This is a genomic window from Dactylosporangium sucinum (assembly GCF_014647515.1).
In the GTDB taxonomy this organism is placed as follows: Bacteria; Actinomycetota; Actinomycetes; order Mycobacteriales; family Micromonosporaceae; genus Dactylosporangium; species Dactylosporangium sucinum.
In genome coordinates, this window is record NZ_BMPI01000072.1 from 11,122 (window position 1) to 31,350 (window position 20,229).

A 20,229-nucleotide genomic window follows, 5' to 3' on the forward strand; every position below is an offset into this window, starting at 1 on the left:
CACGAGCAGGAGCGAGCATGAACGCATTCGAATCCATCCGGATCCTCGACCTTACCCACGGGGTCGCCGGGCCCTACAGCACGATGATCCTCGGGGATCTCGGCTGTGACGTGCTCAAGGTCGAGCGACCAGGGCGGGGGGACGCGAGCCGCTACATGAATGTCAGCGACCGTTTCCTGACCGACATCCCGCTCGTCGGTGGCGACTACTTCATGGCGATCAACCGCAACAAGCGGTCCGTGACGATCGACTTCAAGGACCGGCGCGGGATCGACGTCGTGCGCCGGCTCGCGGACAACGTCGACATCGTGGTCCAGAACTTCCGGCCCGGCGTCGTCGACCGGCTCGGCATCGGGCCGGCCGACCTGATGGCGCGCAATCCGCGCCTCATCTACGCCTCCCTCAACGCCTACGGCGACGAAGGGCCGATCGCCAGCCACCCCGGGATGGACGTCGCCGTGCAGGCACGGTCGGGTGTCATGTCCATCACCGGCCACGGTGGAACGGAAGGCCCGGTCAAGCCCGGTGTCTCGCTGGCGGACTTCTCCGGCGGCGTGCACCTGTCGCTGGCCATCATCGCGGCACTCTTGCAGCGGCAGTCGACCGGCAAGGGGGAAGACGTACGCGTCTCCCTGCTCGACGCCACCATGTCGATGCTCATCAACTACTCGGTGGCGGTCACCGACGGGCGGGCCGACATCGCGCCGATGGGATCCGGCCATCCGCAGCTCGCGCCGTTCGAGGCCATCGCCACCATCGACGGCCACGTGGTGGTCGCACCGGGCACGAACAGGCTGTTCGCCGACTTGTGCCGCCTGCTCGGACGCGAGGATCTCCTGCGGGACGAGCGGTTCTCCAGCAACCCGCTGCGGGTCAGGCACCGACCGGCCCTGATCGCCGAGCTGGAACCCATCTTCAAGGGCCGCACCACCGCCGAATGGCTCGACGCCCTCGAGAAGGCGGGTGTCCCCTGCGCTCCGGTGAACACGCTCAAGCAGGCGTTCGCGGACGAGCAACTGCTCGCCAACGGGATGATCCAGTCGCTGGAACATCCCACGCTCGGCACTGTCACGCAGCTCGGCTCGCCGTACCGGATGGGCGGTCGGCAGCCGGAGCTCCGGCGCCACCCACCGCGGCTGGGTGAGCATACCGACGCGGTGCTCAGCGAGTTGCTGGGCCTGGGCCCGGACGAGCTCGAGCAGCTGCACCGGGACGGGGTCATCTGATGCGAGCTGATCTCGACCTGCTCTTCTCACCCCGGTCCGTGGCGATCGTCGGCGCGTCGTCGAAACCTGATCGGCTCACCGGGCGGCCGCTGCACATCCTGCGCCGGCACGGCTTCGCCGGGGACATCAACGTCGTGCACCCACGTGCGGCGGAGATCGACGGTGTCCGGGCCTACCCGTCGGTGGCTGACCTGCCGGCGGCGCCGGACGTGCTGCTCGTGATGGTGCGGGCTGACCTCGTGCCCGGCGTTGCGCGGGCGGCGGGGGAGAAGGGGGTGAAGCACCTCGTCATTCTCAGCTCCGGCTTCGAGGAGACGGACGAGGGTGCCGGCCTCTCGGCGCAGCTCCGCGACATCGCCGCCAGCTACGGCATGGGGGTGGTCGGGCCGAACAGCGAAGGGTTCTGGCACCTGCCCGGCAAGGCCATCCTCACCTTCGGCAGCGCCGCGATGCGCGACGACCTCGTCTCCGGCCCGGTTGCGGTGCTCAGCCAGAGCGGCAGCATAGGCGCGTCCATCATGCGCAACCTGAACGACGTCGGGGTGGGCGCCGACATCTTCGTCAGCGTGGGCAACGAGACGGTCCTCGGCGTCGCCGACTACCTCTCCTGGATCGCCGCGCGTGGATCGGTGCGGGTGGTGGCGTGCTTCCTCGAAGGACTGAGGGACGGCCGCACCTTCCTGGAGGCGGCCTCCGCGGCCCGGGCCGCGGGCATCGCCGTCGTCGTGCTCAAGGCGGGCGCGTCGGAGCAGGGCAAGGCGGCGAGCGCGTCGCACACCGGGAAGATCTCCACGTCCGCCGCCATCTACGACGCGCTGTTCGACCAGGCGGGCGTGATCCAGGTGGAGTCGGTGGAGCAGCTCGCCCAGGCGGCGGCGACGTTGAGCCGGGGCCGGCTGCGCGACGGCGGCAAGGGCGCCGGGCTCACCGTCATCGGCCTGTCCGGCGGCAGCCGGAGCATCATCGCCGACGCGGCCGGCGACCGGGGCATTCCGCTCGCCGAGCTCGCCGAGGAGACCACCGCCTCGCTGAGCGAGTTCATCCCGCATTTCGGTGTCGCCACCAACCCTGTCGACCCCACCGGCCAGGTGATCAGCGACCCGGCGCTGTTCCCGCGGACGATCCGGACCCTCGCCGCCGACCCGAGCACGCTGGCGCTGCTGGTGCAGTACGGCAACGGCGGCACCCACCTGTTGCGCAGGCATCTGCCGGCACTCGGCGAGGCGGTTCGCGAGCAGCGTGTGCAGGTGGTCGTGAGCTGCCTGCTCGACCAGCTCGCCGCGGACGATCCGCTGCGGCGGGAGCTCGCCGCGGCCGGCGTGGGCTACGTACACGACCCGGTCGCCGCGGTGAGCATGGTGGCCCCGTTGTTCCGCAGCGCCGCGACGGGCGTTCTCGACGTGCTCGAGCCGGTCGGCGACGAGCGCACGCCGGGCGTCGTGGGGTCGTGGGACGACGTCGTCGCGATGCTCGCCGGTGCCGGGATCCGTGCGCCCCGCGAGGTGGTCGTCGAGGCCGGCGCGGACCCGGGCCGGATCGGCGCCGCGCTCGCGGCCGCAGGTCTCGAAGCGCCGCTGGTGGTGAAGCCCTCACCGGACGACGTCCAGCACAAGTCGGACCTCGGCCTGGTGTTCCTGCGGCTGGACGGCGCCGAGCCGGTGGCCGCCGCGGTCGCCGAGATCGCTGCCGTGCTGGGCCCAGGCACCCGCGCCGTGGTCCAGGAAATGGTGGCCTCCGACACCGAGGTGCTGGTCGTCCTCCGCCAGGACCCAGACTTCGGGCCGGTGCTCGGCCTGGGGCTGGGCGGGTTCTTCATCGAGTTGATCGGCGAGATGACCTACGTGTCGCTCCCCGCGTCGGAGGCCCAGTTGCGCCGCGCCATCCAGCGGACGAAGCTCGGCCAGCTGTTGCGCGGCTACCGCGGCCGTCCACCGGTCGACCTCGACCCGTTGGTCGCGCGCCTGGCGGCCCTGGGAAACCGGTTCGCCACGATGGCCACACCCCCGCGGCTCGTCGAGCTCAACCCGGTCCTGGTCCTCGACTCCGGCGAGCTCGTCGCCATCGACTCGCTCGTGGAGGGAGGGCCGCGATGAGCGAGGGGCCCCTGCACGGCGTCCGGGTCCTGTGCGTGGACAACTACCTCGCCGGCAACTACGGCGCGATGCTGCTGGCGCTGCACGGTGCTGACGTCGTCAAGGTGGAGACGCGGTCCGGTGAGGCCATGCGCGGCAGCCGGCCGCTGATCCGCTCCGGCGTGGACGAGGAGTGGAGCCACTTCGCGCTGCGCATGATGCGCGGCAAGGGATCCATCGCGCTCGACATCGACGGGACCGCGGAAGACCGGGCGGCCTTCGAGGGTCTGGTGCGTCGCGCCGACGTGTTCTGGACCAACCTGCGGCCGCCGTCGGCGGTCCGTCGAAAGGTCGACGCCGCAAGCCTGATGGACCTCAATCCCCGGCTGGTCTATGTCACGGTCACCGGGTTCGGCCTGCCGGAGAACGGCGAGGGCGAGTACTCGGGCATGCCCGCGTTCGACATCCTCGTCCAGGGGCTCGCCGGGCTGCTCGACCGCAACGCCGACGAACAGGGCCGGCCGACGTACAACGGCCTGCCGATCGCGGACCAGGTGGCCAGCCTCTACGGTGCCTTCGGCGCGCTGCTCGGCCTTCGGCAGCGCGATCGTACGGGTGCCGGCTGCGTCGTCGACGTGCCCATGTTCGACTCGATGGTCTCGCTGAACGAGAAGGCCATCAGCATGTACGGGATGCTCGGCGAGGTCCCACCGCCCCGGCTCTCGGCGACCACGGCGCCGTTCGGCTTGTACCGGGCCGCCGATGGCTGGGTGTGCATCGCGGTGGGCAGTGACGCGGTGTGGCGCCGGTTCGGTGCGGCCGTGGGCGAGCACATCGGCCGGCCCGGCCTCGCCGACGACGATGCGTTGCGGATCGGGACGGAGCGCGTCCGGCGGCTCGACGAGGTGACGGTCGTCGTCGAGGCGTTCACCCGGGAGCGGGCGGCGGCAGACGTGGTGGAGTTCCTCATCGCGCACGACGTGCCGGCCGGGCTGCCGCTCGAGGTCGACCGGCTGATGGGCACCGCGCAGGTGGAGCAGCGGGGCATCGTCCGTCGGCTCACGCTCGATTCGGGTGTGGCGGTTCCGGTGGTGATGAGCCCGGTCTCGATCAGCGGTACCCGGCAGCAGGTCGACCTGCCACCGCACCTCGACGAGGACCGGGACCGGCTGCTGGACGGTTGGCGCCCGCGGGGTCAACAGTCACGTTGACTTGCCGTCAACGCAGGCGTTAAATTGTTCGCACTGCTAACGATGAACGAGGTGGATCGCATGTCGTTGCACGACTTCACGGTGCGCGGTGAGATTCGGGAACTGGCCACCGTGATCGGTGAGTTCGTCCAGAGGGAGATCCGGCCGCGCGAGCAGGCGCTCCCGCCGGACGCGCGATGCCTGCCGGATGAGGACGTCGCGGCCCTCCAGAAGCTCGCCCGTGCCGCCGGCTTCTGGAACCTGTCGGCCCCGGCCGACCTCGGCGGTGGCGGGCTCAGCGCGTTCGACATGGCCATCGTCGACGAGCAGGCCGCCAAGCACACGTTCTGCTTCCCGATCGTCGGCAACGGCGCATTCGGCTACCCGCCGCCGTCGATCCTGTACGGCGCCAGCAAGCAGCAGATTGACGAGTTCGTCATCCCGACCATCGAGGAGGGGTGGCGTTCCTTCAACGCGATCACCGAGGAGGGCAGCGGGTCCGACCCGGCGCGCTCGATCCGTACGACCGCCGAGAAGAAGGGCGGCAAGTACGTCCTCAACGGACGGAAGATGTGGATCACCCACGCCGACAAGGCCCGCTACGGCGTGGTCTACGCACGCACGAACCTCAACAAGGGCCGCGACGGCATCAGCGCGTTCATCGTCGACAAGGACACGCCAGGGCTCACCATCCGGCCGATCCCGGTGATCCGCGACCTGTGGACCAACGAGGTCACCTTCGACAACGTGGAGGTCCCGGCCGACCGGCTCGTCGGCGAGGAGGGAGAAGGCTTCGCGATCGCCCAGCGGTTCCTGGGCAAGTTCCGGGTGCATTTCGCGACGACCGCCATCGCCGTCGGGGAGGAGTCGATGCGGCTCGCCGCCGAGTTCGTCAAGGGCCGCGAGTCCTTCGGCCTCCCGTTCGCCCAGCGCCAGGGCGTCCAGTTCGCGCTCGCTGATGCGCACGTCAAGCTCAAGGCGGCGCGGTGGCTTACCTGGGAGGCGGCCCGCAAGCACGACAGCGGGGAGGGCGCCCGCATCGAGTCGTCGATCGCCAAGCTGTACGCGACCGAGGCGTGCTTCGGCGTCGTGGACTCCATGATGCAGCTCATGGGCGGGATGGGGCTGGCCAAGGAGATGCCGCTCGAGCACTGGTTCCGTGACCTGCGGGTGGCTCGTGTGGTCGAAGGCCCGTCGGACATCCACCGCTTCGTGCTCGCCCGGGAGATCCTGGGCAGCGCCGCCCTGCCGAGGCGCGCATGAGCGACATCCTGCTCGTTGACGACAGCGAACCGGGCATTCGGGTGCTCACCCTCAACCGCCCGGAACGGCTCAACGCGCTCAACGGCGAACTGGTCGTACGGCTGCTCGAGGTGCTCGACGACTGCGAGGCGGCCGGCCCACGGCTGCGCGTCGTGGTGCTCAAGGGCTCGGGCCGGGCGTTCTGCGCCGGTGCCGACCTCAAGTGGCTGGCCGAGGGCACGCTGGCGGACCACGCCGCGCACGGCGTCTTCCACGACAACCTCAACGCCCTGTGCAACCGGCTGGAGGGTCTGCCGCAGGTCGTGGTCGGGCAGATCCACGGCTACGCGCTGGCCGGTGGGCTCGAGGTCGCACTCTGCTGCGACATGCTGACGGTCTCGGACGATGCCCAGCTCGGCGACGAGCACATCCGCCGCAACCTCATTCCGGGCGGCGGTGGTTCCCAGCGGCTGCCGCGCAAGGTCGGCCTCGCGCGCGGCCTCAACATGCTGCTCACCGGCCGGCGCCTGAGCGGGCCGGAAGCGGTGTCGTGGGGGCTCGCCTGCCAGTCGGCACCGGCCCCCGAGCTCGACCAGGTGACGATGAACCTGGCCCGGGGCATGGCGGGCGCCGACGGCCACGCGCTGGCCACGATGAAGACCATCGTGCGGCGCGGCATCGAGCTGCCGCTGGCGGACGGGCTCTGGCTGGAGCTGTACCAGCAGCAGCGCTATCGCGCCAAGTCCGGCGCCATGGACCAGGGTGTCTCCGACTTCGCGGCGCACCGGTCATGATCGACCTCAGCGGCCGGACCGCGGTCGTCACCGGTGGCGCCTCCAATATCGGACGCGGCATCACCCTGCGACTGGCGCAGCAGGGCGCCCACGTGGTCATCCTTGACCGCGACATCGAGCAGGCCGAGAAGACCGCCGCGTACGCGGACGGCCAGGTGACGGCGGTCCGTGCCGACCTCCTGGACGTTGATTCGCTCCGGGCGGCGACCGACGGGCTGGCCGCCGACATCCTGGTGAACAACGCCGGATGGGTGAACACCGTCGGGTTCCTCGACAAAGACCCGGCCGAGATCGAGCTCGAGGTCCGCCTCAACCTGCTCGGCCCGCTGCGGCTCACCCAGCTGCTGCTGCCCGGCATGGTGGCGCGCGGCTGGGGACGGGTGGTCAGCGTCGCCTCCGAGGCGGGGCGGGCGGGCCAGCGCGGGCAGGTGGCCTACGGCGCGGCCAAGGGCGGGATCCTCGGGATGACCCGGTCGCTGTCGCATGAGCTCGGCCGGTACGGAGTCACCGTGAACGCTGTCTCACCGGCAATGACGGTCCCCGAGTCCGGCGACGACGTCGGCGCCGGAAGCATGCAACGGGTCCGCGACCGGCCGCCCGAGGTGATGGCCAAGATCCTCAAGTTCTACCCCGTGGGGCGCGTCGGCCACCCGCCGGACATCGCCGCCGCCGTCGCGTTCCTGTGCTCGGACGAGGCGGGATTCATCACCGGGCAGACGCTGCCGGTCAACGGCGGATTCGTGACCACCTAGGACGCGGAAGGAACCGCATGAGCGAGATCAGCTGGACCGCCTGGGCGGCCGACCCGAAGGCACCGGACTTCGGCGACATCATCTACGAGCGGTGCACCCGATCGACCGGCGGGTCGGTCGCCCGGCTGACGATCAACCGGCCGGACCGGATGAACTCCTTCACCAGGCACACCATGAAGGAGCTGATGGTGGCGATCGACCACGCCAACCAGGACCCCTCGGTCGGCGTGGTGGTGCTCCAGGGTGCCGGGGACCGGGCGTTCAGCAGCGGCGGGGACGTCGCCTGGGAAGCCGACCGCAGCGCCGCCGACTGGTTCTTCGACGTGCCGCCCAACCATGTCGTGCGGTTCTCCAACCAGCCGGTGATCGCGGCCGTGCGCGGTTACGCCATCGGGGGCGGCAACCATCTCGCGTACACCTGCGACATGACGATCGCCGCGGACAACGCCGTCTTCGGCCAGATCGGCTCGCGGGTCGGCAGCCCGGCGGACGGCTACATGGTGCGGTACCTGATCCGCGTCATCGGCGCCAAGCGTGCCCGCGAGATGTGGCTCACCCGCCGGCGCATCAACGCGGCGGAAGCACTCGAGTGGGGGCTCGTCAACGCGGTCGTACCGCTGGCCGACCTCGACACCGAGGTCCTCGTGTGGTGCGACCGGGTGCTCGACGGAAGCCCCACCTGTGTTCGCATCCTCAAGGCCGTGTTCGACCAGGAGATCGACGAGATGGCCGGCGACGTCCGCCGCACCGCCCATCTCATCCACCCCGGCTTCGGCCAGAGCGCCGAGGCGCGTGAGGCGCAACAGGCCTTCTTCGAGAAGCGGCCACCGCGCTTCTGGCCGGCCCCCGACGGAGCCGGCTCCACCGCGACATGAGAGGCATCATGACGAACGTCACCGAACCGCAGCTGCTGGGTCGAGGGCTCACCTGGCAGGAGATGCCCGAGGGCATGCAGTTCCGCACCTCGACCCGCACCGTGACCGAGACGGACCTCGTCACGTTCATCACCTGGGCCGGCATCATCACGCCACTGTTCACCGACGCCCGGTTCGCCCAGGAGGTGGAAGGCTACGCCGGGCGGCTCGTGCCGGGGATGGTCACCTACTGCTTCTCGGAGGGCCTGCTCGCCCAGACGGGCTTCATGCAGGGTACCGGCATCGCGATCGTGAGTACGGGCTCGCTCGAGCACCGCGCACCGGTGTTCGTCGGCGACACCCTGTACTCCGTCGTCACGGTCACCGAGTCACGGCCGTCGAGCCGGCCCGGCCGCGGAGTCGTGGCGTCTACCGTCAGCGTGCGCAACCAGCACGGCACCGAGGTGCTCAGCTACACACCGGTGCGGCTGATGCGCAGCCGCGAACAGGGGTGAGGCCCGGCCATGACAACGCCACCCACGCAGCGCCGGGCCGCGGACATCACCGACGAGATGCTCGAACACGCGCGCTCACTCATCGGCGTCTGGCTCCGTCGGGACGTCCACTGGCCCTCGTACGCCGAGGACATCGCTCCGATCGACATCCGACGCTGGGCCATGTACTCCATCGGCGACGACAATCCACTGTGGAGCGATGAGGAGTACGGGCGGCGCTCGTACTGGGGGAGCGTCATCGCACCGCCGACCTTCCTCTACACCGTCGACAGCACCATCGTCGCTCCCGGGCTGCGCGGGATCCAGTGGATCTACGGCGGCACCCGCTGGCGCAACTTCCTTCCCGTGCGCGTCGGTGATCGGATCACCGCGCGGGCACGGCTGACCGACGTGGTGGAGCGGTCCGGCTCGCGGGCCCGCCGCCTGGTCGTGCAGACCGGCGAGGTTCTCTACCACAACCAGCGCGGGGAGCTTGTCTCGCGGGCCGAGGCGGACGTCCTTCGCATCCCGCGCAAGACCAGTGGCAAGGGCATGGTCGGGTTCGAGCAGCGGCAGGCGGACGGGCGCTGGAAGTGGACACCCGAGCAGATCGAGGAGATCCGCAAGGCCTACCTCGCGGAGGAGCGGCGCGGTGCCGAGCCGCGGTACTGGGATGACGTCACCGTAGGCCAGGTGCTGCCCACGGTGGTCAAGGGCCCGCTCACGCTGGTCGACATCATGGCGTTCTACGTCGGGCGGCGCAACACCTACCCGCCCCTGAAGCTGGCCTTCCAGGAGCGGGAGCGGCATCCGGCCAACGTCTACGTCAGCCCGTCCACCGGCATCCCGGTCCATCCCGCGGCTGGGCACTTCGACGACGAGATCGCGCACGAGATCGGCATGCCCGGCGCCTACGACCAGGGGTGGATGCGGGCGAACTGGATCGGCCATCTCGTCACCAACTGGTGCGGGGACTCAGGGTGGGTCGCCGAGCTCGACGTCCGCCTGCACCAGCCCAACCTGGTCGGCGACACAACCTGGTGTGCGGGCGAGGTCAAGGCCAAGTCGGAGGTGGACGGCGAGGGCTACGTCGAGATCGAGTGCTGGGGCGAGACCCAGCGGGGGGAACGCAACGTCACGGGCCGCGCTCTCGTCCGGCTGCCCTCCCGTACGTTGCGAGAGCCGCGATGACGACGACACCGACGCGGCCGAGCAAGGCCGTCAGCGAGTTCCTCGCCACGAGCCACGGCATGATGATCGACGGCGACCTCGACGTGCCGGCCCGCAGCGGCCGCGTCATGGAGATCGTCGACCCCGCCACCGAAGAGATCATCGCTACGGTCCCGGACGGCGACGCCGGCGACGTCGACCAGGCGGTCGCGGCGGCGCGCAACGCGTGGGAGACCCGCCGGTGGACGAGCCTCGCACCGGCCCGGCGGGCCGAGCTGATGTGGCGCCTGGCCGATCTGATCGAGCGCGACGCAACGCTGCTCGCGGAGCTCGACACGGTGGACGTCGGCACGCCGATCGGCCAGACACCGGTCAACCCCGCGGCCGCCGCGCGGACGCTGCGGTACTACGCCGGCTGGTGCACCAAGATCTTCGGCACGGTCAACCCGGTCGGGGAGGGCCTGCTGGGCTACACCGAGCGTGACTCCGTCGGTGTCGTCGCCGGGATCGGCGCCTGGAACTCGCCGCTGGTCATCGCGGCGAGTAAGTCGGGGCCGGCGCTGGCGGCGGGCAACACCGTCGTCCTCAAGCCGGCCGAGCAGGCGCCCCTGTCGACGCTCTGGTTCGGCCGGCTGGCGCTGGAGGCCGGCATCCCGCCCGGCGTCATCAACGTCGTGCTCGGCGTCGGGTCCGTGGTCGGCCCTGCGCTCGTTGAACACCCGTCGGTGGCGCTGGTGACCTTCACCGGTTCGGTGCCCGTGGGCCAGGACATCCACCGCCGGGCGAATGCGGGCCTCAAGGACGTGGTGCTCGAACTCGGCGGCAAGAGCCCCAACATCATTTTCCGGGACGCGGACATCGCGAAGGCCGCCGCATCGACGGTCAAGCAGATGCGCTCGAACGCGGCGCAGGTCTGCTACACCGGCTCGCGGGTCCTGGTGCACTCGTCCGTCGCGGCGGAGTTTGTCGCGGAGACGAGCCGGCTCCTCGCCCGGACGCGGATCGGCGCCGGATTGTCGCCGTCGACCGACCTCGGCCCCGTCGTCTCCAGGCGCCAGCAGGAGCGTGTGCGGGGGTACGTCGAAGGGGCGCTGCGGGAGGGCGCCGAGTTGGCCTACGGCGGGCGGGCGCCCGACGGCCCGGGCTACTTCGTCGGCCCGACGCTGTTGACGTCGGTGACCAACGAGATGACGGTGATGCGCGAGGAGGTCTTCGGCCCCGTCATCGGCGTGCTCGAGTTCGACGACGAGGCGGAGGCGGTCTCGGTCGCGAACGCCACGCCGTACGGCCTGGCCGCCGGCGTGTGGACGCGCGACGTCGCCCGGGCACACCGCGTCGCCCGGGCGATTCGGGCCGGGACGGTATGGATCAATACCTACGGAATCCTCGACCGTTCGGCCCCGTCCGGTGGCTACGGGGTGTCCGGCCTGGGGCGCGAACACGGGGAAGCCTGGCTCAACCACTTCACCGAACACAAGTCTGTGTACGTGGACCTTACCGAAGAGCACTGAGAGAACGGAGGCCGACGATGCGATTTCAGGACAAGGTTCTGCTCTGCACCGGGGCTGCGTCAGGGATCGGCGCCGCCGTGGCGCGCCGGTTCGCGTCCGAAGGCGGGCACGTCGTCCTGGTGGACCGCAACGCCGAAGGCGTCGGCAAGGTGGCGGCTGAGATCGGTGATGCCGCGGCGGAGCCGGCCGACGTGTCCAGCGAGGACGACGTCGCCGGCGTCGTCGCTGCGGCCGTGAAGCGGTTCGGCCGGATCGACGCACTGTACAACGGCGCGGCGATTCTGATCGCCGGTGAGGCGATGACGGCACCGCTCGCCGACCTCCAGCGGCAGCTGTCAGTCAATGTGGTCGGCACGTATCTCATGTGCAAGGCGGTCGGCCGGGTGATGAAGAGCCAGGGCTCGGGCGCGATCGTCAACACGTCGTCGGTCGTGGCCGACGTGGCGCGAGCCAACCGGAGCCTGTACGCGGCGACCAAGGGTGCGATCCTCCCGATGTCCCGGCATTTCGCCCTCGAGCTTGCACCCGCGGTCCGGGTCAACTGCGTCTCGCCCGGGCCGACCCTGACCGGCATGACGCGGCCGCACTACCTGGCCGCGGCCGCCACCGAGGCGGAAGCCCTGCGCAGCGTCGGCTCGCAGGTGCTGCTCGACCGGGTGGCAGACCCGTCCGAGATCGCGAGCGCGGTCTGCTTCCTGCTGTCGGATGACGCCGGCTATGTCAACGGAACGATGTTGACGGTGGACGGCGGCATGACGGCGGAGTGACGGCCGACCCGACGACCAACATCTACCGGAGATCGATGTGAAGCCACCCCAGAGCCAGGATGACGCGGACTCGCCGCTGGCGGGAGTCCACGTGGTCGACCTCAGCGTGACCCTTCCCGGCCCGTACGCGACCCAGGTGCTGCGGCGCCTCGGCGCCACCGTCGTGCACCTGGAGCCGCCCGGCGGCGACTCCCTGCGCTACGGCGCACCAGCCAGCCACGCGTTCCTGGCCCAGGGCAAGGAGAGCGTCGAGGTGAACCTGAAGGACCCGAGCGACCGCCGGTTCGCGCTGCGCCTGCTCGCCGGCGCCGACATCGTGGTCGAGGGATGGCGCCCGGGCGTCGCGCAGCGGCTGGGCGTCGGGTACGAGGACGTCAGCGCACGCAACCCCGCGGTGGTCTACTGCTCGATCACCGGTTACGGGTCGACCGGGCCGATGGCGGGGCGGGCCGGGCACGACATCAACTACACGGCGGCGAGCGGTGCGCTCGACATGCTCCGGCCGGACGGCATGCCGGTCGGTGACCTGGCCGGTGCGAGTGCTGCGGTGGCCCGGATCCTGGCCGAACTCACCCGTGCCGCCCGGACCCGCCGGGGCCGGCACGTCGAGGTGTCGATCACCGGCACGCTGGCGGACTGGGTGGGCGCGCTCGGCGGCCGGGACTGGCGGCAGTTCGCTCAGATTCTCCACACACCTCACTACGCGGAGTACCCAACCAAGGATGGCGAGCGCCTGGTTCTCGGGGTCGCACCGATGGAGCAGGCCTTCTGGGAGAACGTGATCACGGTGATGGGCCGTCCCGAATGGGCCGCCCTCACCTACGAGGAGCGTCGCGAGCGGCACGACGAACTCACCGCACACCTGACCGAGGCGGTCCGTGAGCTGACCGCGGCGGAAATCGCCGACCGACTGTCCGGAGTGGACACCTGTTGGAGTTTCGCCCGGGAGCCCGGAACGGCCGAGCGGCTGGCCGGCCGGCTGCCGGCACGTCCCGGTGCGGTGCCCGCGGTCGACGAACACGGCGCCAGGTACCGAGAGATCGTATCCAGACAAGAATAGGAGCCGCCGGTGGACGTTCGAAACCTGTTCCTGCGCGCGGTACGGACATGGCCCGACCGCGAGGCCATCGTCACCGATCAGGCCCGCTTCACCTTCGCCGAGGCATGGGAGCGCGGGCTCCGCCTGGCCAACGTCCTGCGTGAGTCGGGCGTCGAACCGGGTGACCGGGTGGCCGTCCTGGAGGACAACTCGCTCGGCGCCGCGGACTTCTACCTGGCCTGCACCGCCGGGAACTTCGTACGCGTCCCGCTGTATGCCCGCAACTCGACAGCGGCCCACGTGCACATGATCACCAACGCCGGATGCAAAGCCGTGGTGGTCGCCGAGAACTACGCCAATGAGCTTCCCGAGGACGTCGCCAGGTTGCCCGGCGTCCGGTCGGTGCTGGTGCGCGACGACAGTTACGAGGGCCTGCTCGCCCGGGCCGGTACCGACGACCCGGCACCTCGGGTGTCGTCCGACGACAACTACATCATCCGCTACACCGCGGGTACGACCGGCCGGTCCAAGGGCGTCGCGTACACCCACTGGAAATGGCTGGCCTACTGCCGCGACTGGATGTACCAGTTCCCGCCCGTCCAAGTGGGTGACACCAACGTGTGTGCTTCGCCGATCTCACACGGCTCGGGGTACTTCTTCACCCCAACGTGGATCGGTGGCGGGCGCAACTACATGATCAACAAGATCGACCCGAAGCATACGCTCGACGTCATGGAGCGTGAACGGGTCGCCTACATGTGGTGCGTGCCGACCCTGCTCGGGATGTTGTCGCGCGAGGAATCCGCCAGGGGGCGTGACTGGTCATCGATCAAAGGATTTCTGGTGGCCGGCGCACCGGTCAGCGAGGCGACGGCACTGGCCGGGCGCGAGGTCTTCGGCGACGTACTCTACAGCGGATACGGCCAGACCGAGTGCTACCCGATCACCTCGATCACGCCTCAGGAGTGGTTCTCGCAGGTGCCCGGCTCCCAACCGCTGCGCTCGGCCGGCCGCCCGTACCCGTTCGCGATGGTGCGGATCGTGGACCGCGAGACAGGCGAGGTCGTCGAGCCGGGAGCGGAGGGCGAGATCGTCGCCAAGGTCGACGGTCAGCTCTCGGGCTACTGGAACGACCCCGAGGCCACAGCCGAGAAGATCAAGGACGGCTGGGTGCACACCGGCGACATCGGCCGCATCGACGCGAACGGCTACCTGTACCTGCTCGACCGGGCCAGCGACATGATCATCTCGGGTGGCTTCAACATCTACCCCGCCGAGCTCGAGAACGCGATCGCGAGCCATCCCGAGGTTGTCGAGGTCGCGGTGTTCGCCGTGCCGCACGAGAAGTGGGGCGAGGCACCGGCTGCCGTCTGCACCGTCAAGAATCCGGTCAACGTCACCGAGGAAGACATCGTCGAGCTGTGCCGGACGAAGGTCGGCTCGTACAAGAAGCCCGCGCTGGTCGTCATCTCCACCGACCCGCTGCCCAAGAACGCCGCGGGCAAGATCTTGCGCCGGGTGCTTCGGGAGCCCTACTGGGCGGACAAATCGCAGCGGGTCGCGGGCAGCTGACGAAATCCCGGTGGGTTACGCCCTTTGATCGTCCCAGCCGGGGGACTCCTCGGTCGTCCGGCCCGGTATGACGCTGCCCCCTGTGCGCATGATCTGGGGGTGTTGTCGCCGGGCCGGATCGCGTTGTCGGGCTGCAGCGTCCGGCGGCGGCTCCCGCGGCGGACGCAACAACGGCGACAGCAGGCGCGCTCGCACAGGAGGCAGCATCCTCCCGCGGCACGTCACCGCGCCTGCGGACTCCGATAAGCCGGCCCGCGACCAGCGATCGCCCGTCAGCTCCCCTCGATGATCATGAGGACCGCGTCCTTGGCGACGTTGACGCCGACCCGTGCGCGCAGCTCGCTCACTGTGCCGTCGATCGGAGCGGTGAGGACGTGCTCCATCTTCATGGCTTCCACGACAGCGAGCGTCTGCCCGGCGGTGACGGCTTCCCCCTCGCTGACGGCGACGACGGTCACCGTGCCGGGCATCGGAGAGAGCACCGGACCGCCGGCCCCTGAGGAGTGGCCACCGACGGTGTCGAGGGCCTCGTGATCGCGGAGGGCCCAGGTGCGGCCGTCGCGTCCGATCCACACAAGGCCGTCCGCGTCCCGCGCGACCGCATAGCTGCGGGTCACGCCGTTGTGCTGGTGCCGTCCGTCGCGACGAGTGCTGATCCGCACGGGATCGCCGCCGTCGATGCTGATCTCCGCGTCGGCCGCGCGGCCGCGGTAGCGCACCTCGACGAAGGTGTTGCCGCCGGTGGTGAGGCGGCGGGTGGTCCACGCGCGGTCGCCGAGGCGCCAGCCGCCCGGGATGTCGAACGGATCCGCGAGCGGCTCCGATGCCGGCTCCAGGTCGAGGAGGGCGAGCCCGGTCGCGAGGCCGACGACGTCGTCGGGAAGGTCCGAGGCCGTGAGTGCGTCGAGGCGGCGGCCGACGAGACCGGTGTCGAGGTTGCCCGCGCGAACGTCCGGGTCGGCCAGCAGCGCGCGAAGGAAACCGATGTTCGTCCCGAGCCCGAGGAGAACGGTGTCGGCGAGGGCGGCGTCGAGTCGGCGGAGCGCCTCGGCGCGGTCGGCGCCGTGCGCGATGACCTTGACGAGCATCGGGTCGTAGTCGGAGCCGACGAGACCGCCCTCGGCGATGCCGGAGTCGACGCGCACGCCGGCGGGTTGCCGCCACGCGAGGACGCGACCGCCGGTGGGCAGGAAACCGGACGCGGGGTCTTCGGCGTAGACGCGGACCTCGACGGCATGGCCGTGTGGACGGAGCTCGGCCGGCCAGGGAGCTTCGTCGCCCGCGGCGACGCGGAGCTGGAGTTCGACGAGGTCGACGCCGTAGACCTCCTCGGTGACCGGGTGCTCGACCTGCAGGCGGGTGTTCATCTCCATGAAGAACCAGTCGTCGGGGCGGTCTCCGGCGACGATGAACTCGACGGTGCCGGCGCCGACGTAACCGCAGGCGCGGGCGGCGTCGCAGGCGGCGGCGCCCATGGCCGCCCGCTGCTGCTCGGTGAGCAGCGGGGACGGGGCTTCCTCGACGATCTTCTGGTGGCGGCGCTGCAGGGAACATTCCCGTTCGCCCAGGTGAACGACGTTGCCGTGCTGATCGGCGAGGATCTGGATCTCGATGTGCCGCGGGGTGGGGATCAGCCGTTCGACGAGCAGCGTGTCGTCACCGAACGAGCTGCGCGCTTCGCGGCGGGCGCCGGCGATCGCCGCACGCAAGTCATCGGCTGGGTGCACTTCGCGCATGCCCTTGCCGCCGCCGCCGGCGGAGGGTTTGAGCAGCACCGGGTAGCCGATGTCCGAGACCGCCCGGACCAGTTCGTCGTCGGTCAGGCCGACGCCGTCGGAGCCGGGCACGACGGGCACTCCGGCTTTGGACACGGTCTGCTTGGCGCGGATCTTGTCGCCCATGGCCTCGATGGCCGAGGCGGGCGGGCCGATGAAGACCAGGCCCGCGTTCTCGCACGCGGCCGCGAAGTCGGTGTTCTCGGAGAGGAACCCGTAGCCGGGATGCACGGCCTCGGCGCCGGTGGCCCGGGCCGCGGCGACGATGTTCTCGATCGATAGATAGGACTCTGCGGCGGGGGCGGGCCCGACGCGGACGGCGACGTCGGCGGCGGCGACGTGCGGGGCGTCGGCGTCGGCGTCGGAATAGACCGCGACCGAGCGGATACCGAGCCGTCGCAGCGTGCGCAGCACGCGTGCGGCGATCTCTCCGCGGTTGGCGACCAGGACTGTCGAGAACATCAGACTCACATCCGGAAGACGCCGAAGGCGGGGTCGGCCAACGGGGCGTTGGCGGCGATCGACAGGGAGAGACCCAGCACGGTGCGGGTGTCGGCGGGGTCGATGACGCCGTCGTCCCAGAGCCGGGCCGTGGAGTAGTAGGGGTGACCCTGGGTCTCGTACTGGGCGCGGATCGTGTCCGGTTCCGCTGTTCCCACGGTGCTGAGCACCGTAGCGGCCTGTTCACCACCCATCACCGAGATGCGGGCGTTGGGCCACATGAACAGGAACCGGGGCGAGTAGGCCCGGCCGCACATCGCGTAGTTCCCGGCGCCGAACGAGCCGCCGATCACGACGGTCAGTTTCGGAACCCGGGTCGTGGCCACGGCCGTGACCATCTTCGCGCCGTGCTTGGCGATGCCCCCGGCCTCGTACTCCCGGCCGACCATGAACCCGGTGATGTTCTGCAGGAACACCAGCGGGATGCCGCGCTGGTCGCACAGCTCGATGAAATGCGCCCCTTTCATCGCGGACTCGGAGAACAGCACGCCGTTGTTCGCGACGATCCCGACTGGGTGGCCGTGGATGTGCGCGAATCCGGTGACGAGCGTGGAGCCGTAGTCCGGTTTGAACTCGGCGAAGCGGGATCCGTCGGCGATCCGGGCGATGACTTCCCGGACGTCGTAGGGGACGCGGGGGTCGGTCGGGACCGCGCCGTAGAGCCCGGCGGGGTCGACGGCGGGCTCCTCGGTCGGGATCCGGTCCCACGGCGACGGGGCACGCGGGCCGAACGTCGACACGATCGACCGGACGATGCGCAGCGCGTCGGCGTCGTTCTCGGCGAGGTGGTCGACCACCCCGGACGTTCGCGCGTGCAGGTCGCCGCCGCCGAGCTCCTCGGCGGTGACGACCTCCCCGGTCGCGGCTTTCACCAGCGGCGGGCCGCCGAGGAAGATCGTGCCCTGGTTACGGACGATCACGGCTTCGTCCGACATCGCGGGTACGTAGGCGCCGCCGGCGGTGCAGGAACCCAGCACCGCGGCAATCTGCGGAATGCCGCGACCGGACAGCTGCGCCTGATTGTAGAAGATCCGTCCGAAATGATCCCGGTCGGGAAAGACCTCGTCCTGCTTCGGCAGGAACGCCCCGCCGGAGTCGACGAGGTAGATGCACGGCAGCCGGTTGTGGAGCGCGACCTCTTGGGCGCGCAGGTGCTTCTTGACCGTCATCGGGAAGTAGGTGCCGCCCTTGACCGTGGCGTCGTTGGCGACGATGACGCATTCCCGGCCGGCGACGCGTCCGATGCCGGTGATGATTCCGGCGGCGGGGGCCTGATCGTCATAGAGACCGTTCGCCGCCAGCGGCGAGAGCTCGAGGAACGGCGACGAGGGGTCGACGAGCGTGTCGACGCGGTCGCGGGGCAGCAGCTTGCCTCGTTCGACGTGGCGGGCCCGGGACTTCTCCGGACCGCCGAGCCGCGCGGTGGCCAGCGTCGCGTGCAGATCCGCGACCAGCGCACGGTGGGCGTCCGCGTTGGCGGCGAAGCGCTCGCTGCCCGGATCGACCTTGGTGCGAAGCGCCCGAGTACCCGTCGTCATCGCGATCCGCATCCCGTCGAGACGGCCCAGGAAGGCCGGCGTTTCTCCCGGAAGGCCCGGATGCCTTCCTGCCCCTCGTCGGCGGCGAAGTAGGCCGCGGACATGGCGTTCATCGCGGCGAAGTCGTCGGCCAGCGACGTCGGCCGGGGACGTCGAAGGAGCGCTTTGGTGCCGGCCAGCGCGCTGGGGCCGCCGAGCGTCAGCATGCCGAGGTAGCGCGCCACCTCGGCGTCCAGCGCTTCGCCCGGGACGGCCCGGGTGAGCAGACCGATCGCCGCGGCGTGGGCGGCGTCGAATGTCTCCCCGGTGAGAAAGAGCTCGGCAGCGGCGTGCGGGAGCACTCCCCGCAGGACGGTGACCGAGATGATCGCCGGTACGACGCCGAGCCGGACCTCGGTGAACGCGAACGTGCACGTATCGGCCGCGAGCCGCAAGTCGCAGGCGGCGACGAGGCCGACGCCGCCCGCGCGCGCCGGGCCGGCGAGCCTCGCGACGACGGGCTTCGGTGAATGCCAGATCGTCTCCAGGATGTGCGGCAGCTCGTTGACGCCCTGCTGGTCCGCGCCGGCGCCCTGCGACTCCTTGAGGTCCATGCCGGCGCAGAAGACGGGGCCGGTGTGGGTCAGCACGAGGACGCGCACGGTGTCGTCGTCGATCGCGGCCTCGAGGTGGCCGGTCAGTTCGCGCCGCAGCTGAGCGGAGAGCGCGTTGCGGTTGGCGGGGGAGTCGAGCGTGATCGTGGCGACGCCGTCGACGGTCTCGCGGTGGACGAGCGCGCCGGTCATGCCGAGGCTCCGGGGGTGAGTGCGGTCACGGTGCGCGACGGGCTGGGGCGGCCGAGTTGCTGTGCCATCCACACGCTCGTCTCGACGAGCTTGCCGAGGTCGACGCCGGTGTCGATGCCGAGGCCATGGAGCTGCCACAGCAGGTCCTCGGTCGCCAGGTTGCCGGTAGCGCTCTCGGCGTACGGGCAACCACCGAGCCCGCCGGCGGAGGCGTCCACCGTGGTGACGCCCCGGCGCAGCGCGGCGAGCGTGTTGGCCAGCGCCTGCCCGTAGGTGTCGTGGAAGTGCACCGCGATCCGGTTTATCGGGATACCGCGGTCGACCAGGGCGTCGAGCAGCGCCACGACGCGGCCCGGAGTCGCGACGCCGATGGTGTCGCCGAGGCTGAGCTCGGTGAGGCCAAGGGCCATCAGGCGGTCGGCGACGTCGACCACACGGGCCAGCGGCACTTCGCGCTCCCACGGGTCACCGAACGCCATCGACAGATAGCCGCGCACGCCGAGGCCGGCGCCGCGGGCCCGGTCGACGACCGGCGCGAACATCTCCAGTGACTCGTCCACGGTGCGGTTGAGGTTGCGGCGGGCGAAGGACTCGGTGGCGCTGCCGAAGATCGCGATGTCCCGCACTCCGAGGGCCAGCGCCCGGTCCAGCCCGCGTTCGTTCGGCACGAGGACCGGGTAGCGGACGCCGTCGACGGTGGCGAGGCGTTCGAGCAGCTGCGCGGCGTCGGCCAGCTGGGGCACCCACTTCGGGTGGACGAAGCTGGTCGTCTCGACCACGGTGTGGCCCGCGTCGACGAGACGCTCGACGAACTCGGCCTTGACCTCGACCGGCAGGACCGCGGACTCGTTCTGCAGGCCGTCGCGCGGCCCGACCTCGCAGATCGTGACGCGGGACGGCAACCCCTCGAGCGGGGTCACGCCGTAGTCCGGGTGTGGCGACACGTC

At 70.5% G+C, this 20,229-nt stretch carries 17 protein-coding genes; 13 read left to right on the forward strand and 4 right to left on the reverse strand.

Annotated features, from left to right (window positions below):
• Positions 1–17: 17 nt before the first annotated feature.
• Genes IEZ31_RS45655 through IEZ31_RS45715 form a run of 13 tightly spaced genes read left to right on the forward strand, consistent with a single transcriptional unit; the run spans position 18 to position 14,683 of the window.
• Positions 18–1,226: a CaiB/BaiF CoA transferase family protein gene (locus tag IEZ31_RS45655; protein WP_190256418.1), complete on the forward strand. Its 1,209-nt coding sequence runs from the start codon at positions 18–20 to the stop codon at positions 1,224–1,226.
• On the forward strand, positions 1,226–3,319 hold the full coding sequence (locus IEZ31_RS45660) for an acetate--CoA ligase family protein (RefSeq protein WP_190256419.1): 2,094 nt from the start codon (positions 1,226–1,228) through the stop codon (positions 3,317–3,319). Before IEZ31_RS45655 ends, IEZ31_RS45660 begins: the two co-directional genes overlap by 1 nt.
• Entirely contained in the window at positions 3,316–4,509 is a 1,194-nt protein-coding gene (locus IEZ31_RS45665; protein ID WP_190256420.1) for a CaiB/BaiF CoA transferase family protein, read from the forward strand. The genes IEZ31_RS45660 and IEZ31_RS45665 overlap by 4 nt, the downstream gene beginning before the upstream one ends.
• Before the next feature lie 60 nt (positions 4,510–4,569).
• Positions 4,570–5,751, forward strand: coding sequence for an acyl-CoA dehydrogenase family protein (locus tag IEZ31_RS45670; RefSeq protein WP_190256421.1), 1,182 nt, complete (start codon positions 4,570–4,572; stop codon positions 5,749–5,751).
• Positions 5,748–6,524, forward strand: a complete 777-nt coding sequence (locus IEZ31_RS45675; RefSeq protein WP_190256422.1) for an enoyl-CoA hydratase/isomerase family protein — start codon at positions 5,748–5,750, stop codon at positions 6,522–6,524. Before IEZ31_RS45670 ends, IEZ31_RS45675 begins: the two co-directional genes overlap by 4 nt.
• Positions 6,521–7,276: an SDR family NAD(P)-dependent oxidoreductase gene (locus IEZ31_RS45680; RefSeq protein ID WP_190256423.1), complete on the forward strand. Its 756-nt coding sequence runs from the start codon at positions 6,521–6,523 to the stop codon at positions 7,274–7,276. Before IEZ31_RS45675 ends, IEZ31_RS45680 begins: the two co-directional genes overlap by 4 nt.
• 17 nt (positions 7,277–7,293) lie before the next feature.
• Positions 7,294–8,151, forward strand: a complete 858-nt coding sequence (locus IEZ31_RS45685) for an enoyl-CoA hydratase-related protein (protein WP_190256424.1) — start codon at positions 7,294–7,296, stop codon at positions 8,149–8,151.
• A gap of 8 nt (positions 8,152–8,159) precedes the next feature.
• Positions 8,160–8,645: a MaoC family dehydratase gene (locus IEZ31_RS45690; RefSeq protein WP_190256425.1), complete on the forward strand. Its 486-nt coding sequence runs from the start codon at positions 8,160–8,162 to the stop codon at positions 8,643–8,645.
• A gap of 9 nt (positions 8,646–8,654) precedes the next feature.
• Positions 8,655–9,815: a MaoC family dehydratase gene (locus IEZ31_RS45695; RefSeq protein ID WP_190256426.1), complete on the forward strand. Its 1,161-nt coding sequence runs from the start codon at positions 8,655–8,657 to the stop codon at positions 9,813–9,815.
• Positions 9,812–11,305, forward strand: a complete 1,494-nt coding sequence (locus IEZ31_RS45700) for an aldehyde dehydrogenase family protein (protein WP_190256427.1) — start codon at positions 9,812–9,814, stop codon at positions 11,303–11,305. Before IEZ31_RS45695 ends, IEZ31_RS45700 begins: the two co-directional genes overlap by 4 nt.
• A gap of 17 nt (positions 11,306–11,322) precedes the next feature.
• Positions 11,323–12,072 (forward strand): SDR family NAD(P)-dependent oxidoreductase, encoded by a 750-nt coding sequence (locus IEZ31_RS45705; RefSeq protein ID WP_190256428.1) that lies wholly within the window; start codon positions 11,323–11,325, stop codon positions 12,070–12,072.
• A 37-nt stretch (positions 12,073–12,109) separates the two neighbouring features.
• Positions 12,110–13,132, forward strand: coding sequence for a CaiB/BaiF CoA transferase family protein (locus IEZ31_RS45710; RefSeq protein WP_190256429.1), 1,023 nt, complete (start codon positions 12,110–12,112; stop codon positions 13,130–13,132).
• Positions 13,133–13,141: 9 nt separating this feature from the next.
• The gene (locus tag IEZ31_RS45715; protein ID WP_190256430.1) at positions 13,142–14,683 is read left to right on the forward strand and encodes a class I adenylate-forming enzyme family protein; all 1,542 of its coding nucleotides are present in this window, start codon (positions 13,142–13,144) and stop codon (positions 14,681–14,683) included.
• A 272-nt stretch (positions 14,684–14,955) separates the two neighbouring features.
• Here IEZ31_RS45715 and IEZ31_RS45720 read toward each other — a convergent pair whose 3' ends face one another.
• The 4 genes from IEZ31_RS45720 to IEZ31_RS45735 are packed head-to-tail and all read right to left on the reverse strand — an operon-like array spanning position 14,956 to position 20,226.
• Positions 14,956–16,920, reverse strand: coding sequence for an acetyl/propionyl/methylcrotonyl-CoA carboxylase subunit alpha (locus IEZ31_RS45720; protein WP_190256431.1), 1,965 nt, complete (start codon positions 16,918–16,920; stop codon positions 14,956–14,958).
• A gap of 5 nt (positions 16,921–16,925) precedes the next feature.
• Complete coding sequence (locus IEZ31_RS45725; protein ID WP_190256432.1) at positions 16,926–18,497, reverse strand: carboxyl transferase domain-containing protein; 1,572 nt, start codon at positions 18,495–18,497, stop codon at positions 16,926–16,928.
• Complete coding sequence (locus tag IEZ31_RS45730; protein WP_190256433.1) at positions 18,494–19,282, reverse strand: enoyl-CoA hydratase-related protein; 789 nt, start codon at positions 19,280–19,282, stop codon at positions 18,494–18,496. Before IEZ31_RS45730 ends, IEZ31_RS45725 begins: the two co-directional genes overlap by 4 nt.
• A complete protein-coding gene (locus IEZ31_RS45735; protein ID WP_229836863.1) occupies positions 19,279–20,226 on the reverse strand; it encodes a hydroxymethylglutaryl-CoA lyase in 948 nt (315 codons plus the stop codon). The genes IEZ31_RS45730 and IEZ31_RS45735 overlap by 4 nt, the downstream gene beginning before the upstream one ends.
• Between the last annotated feature and the right edge of the window lie 3 nt (positions 20,227–20,229).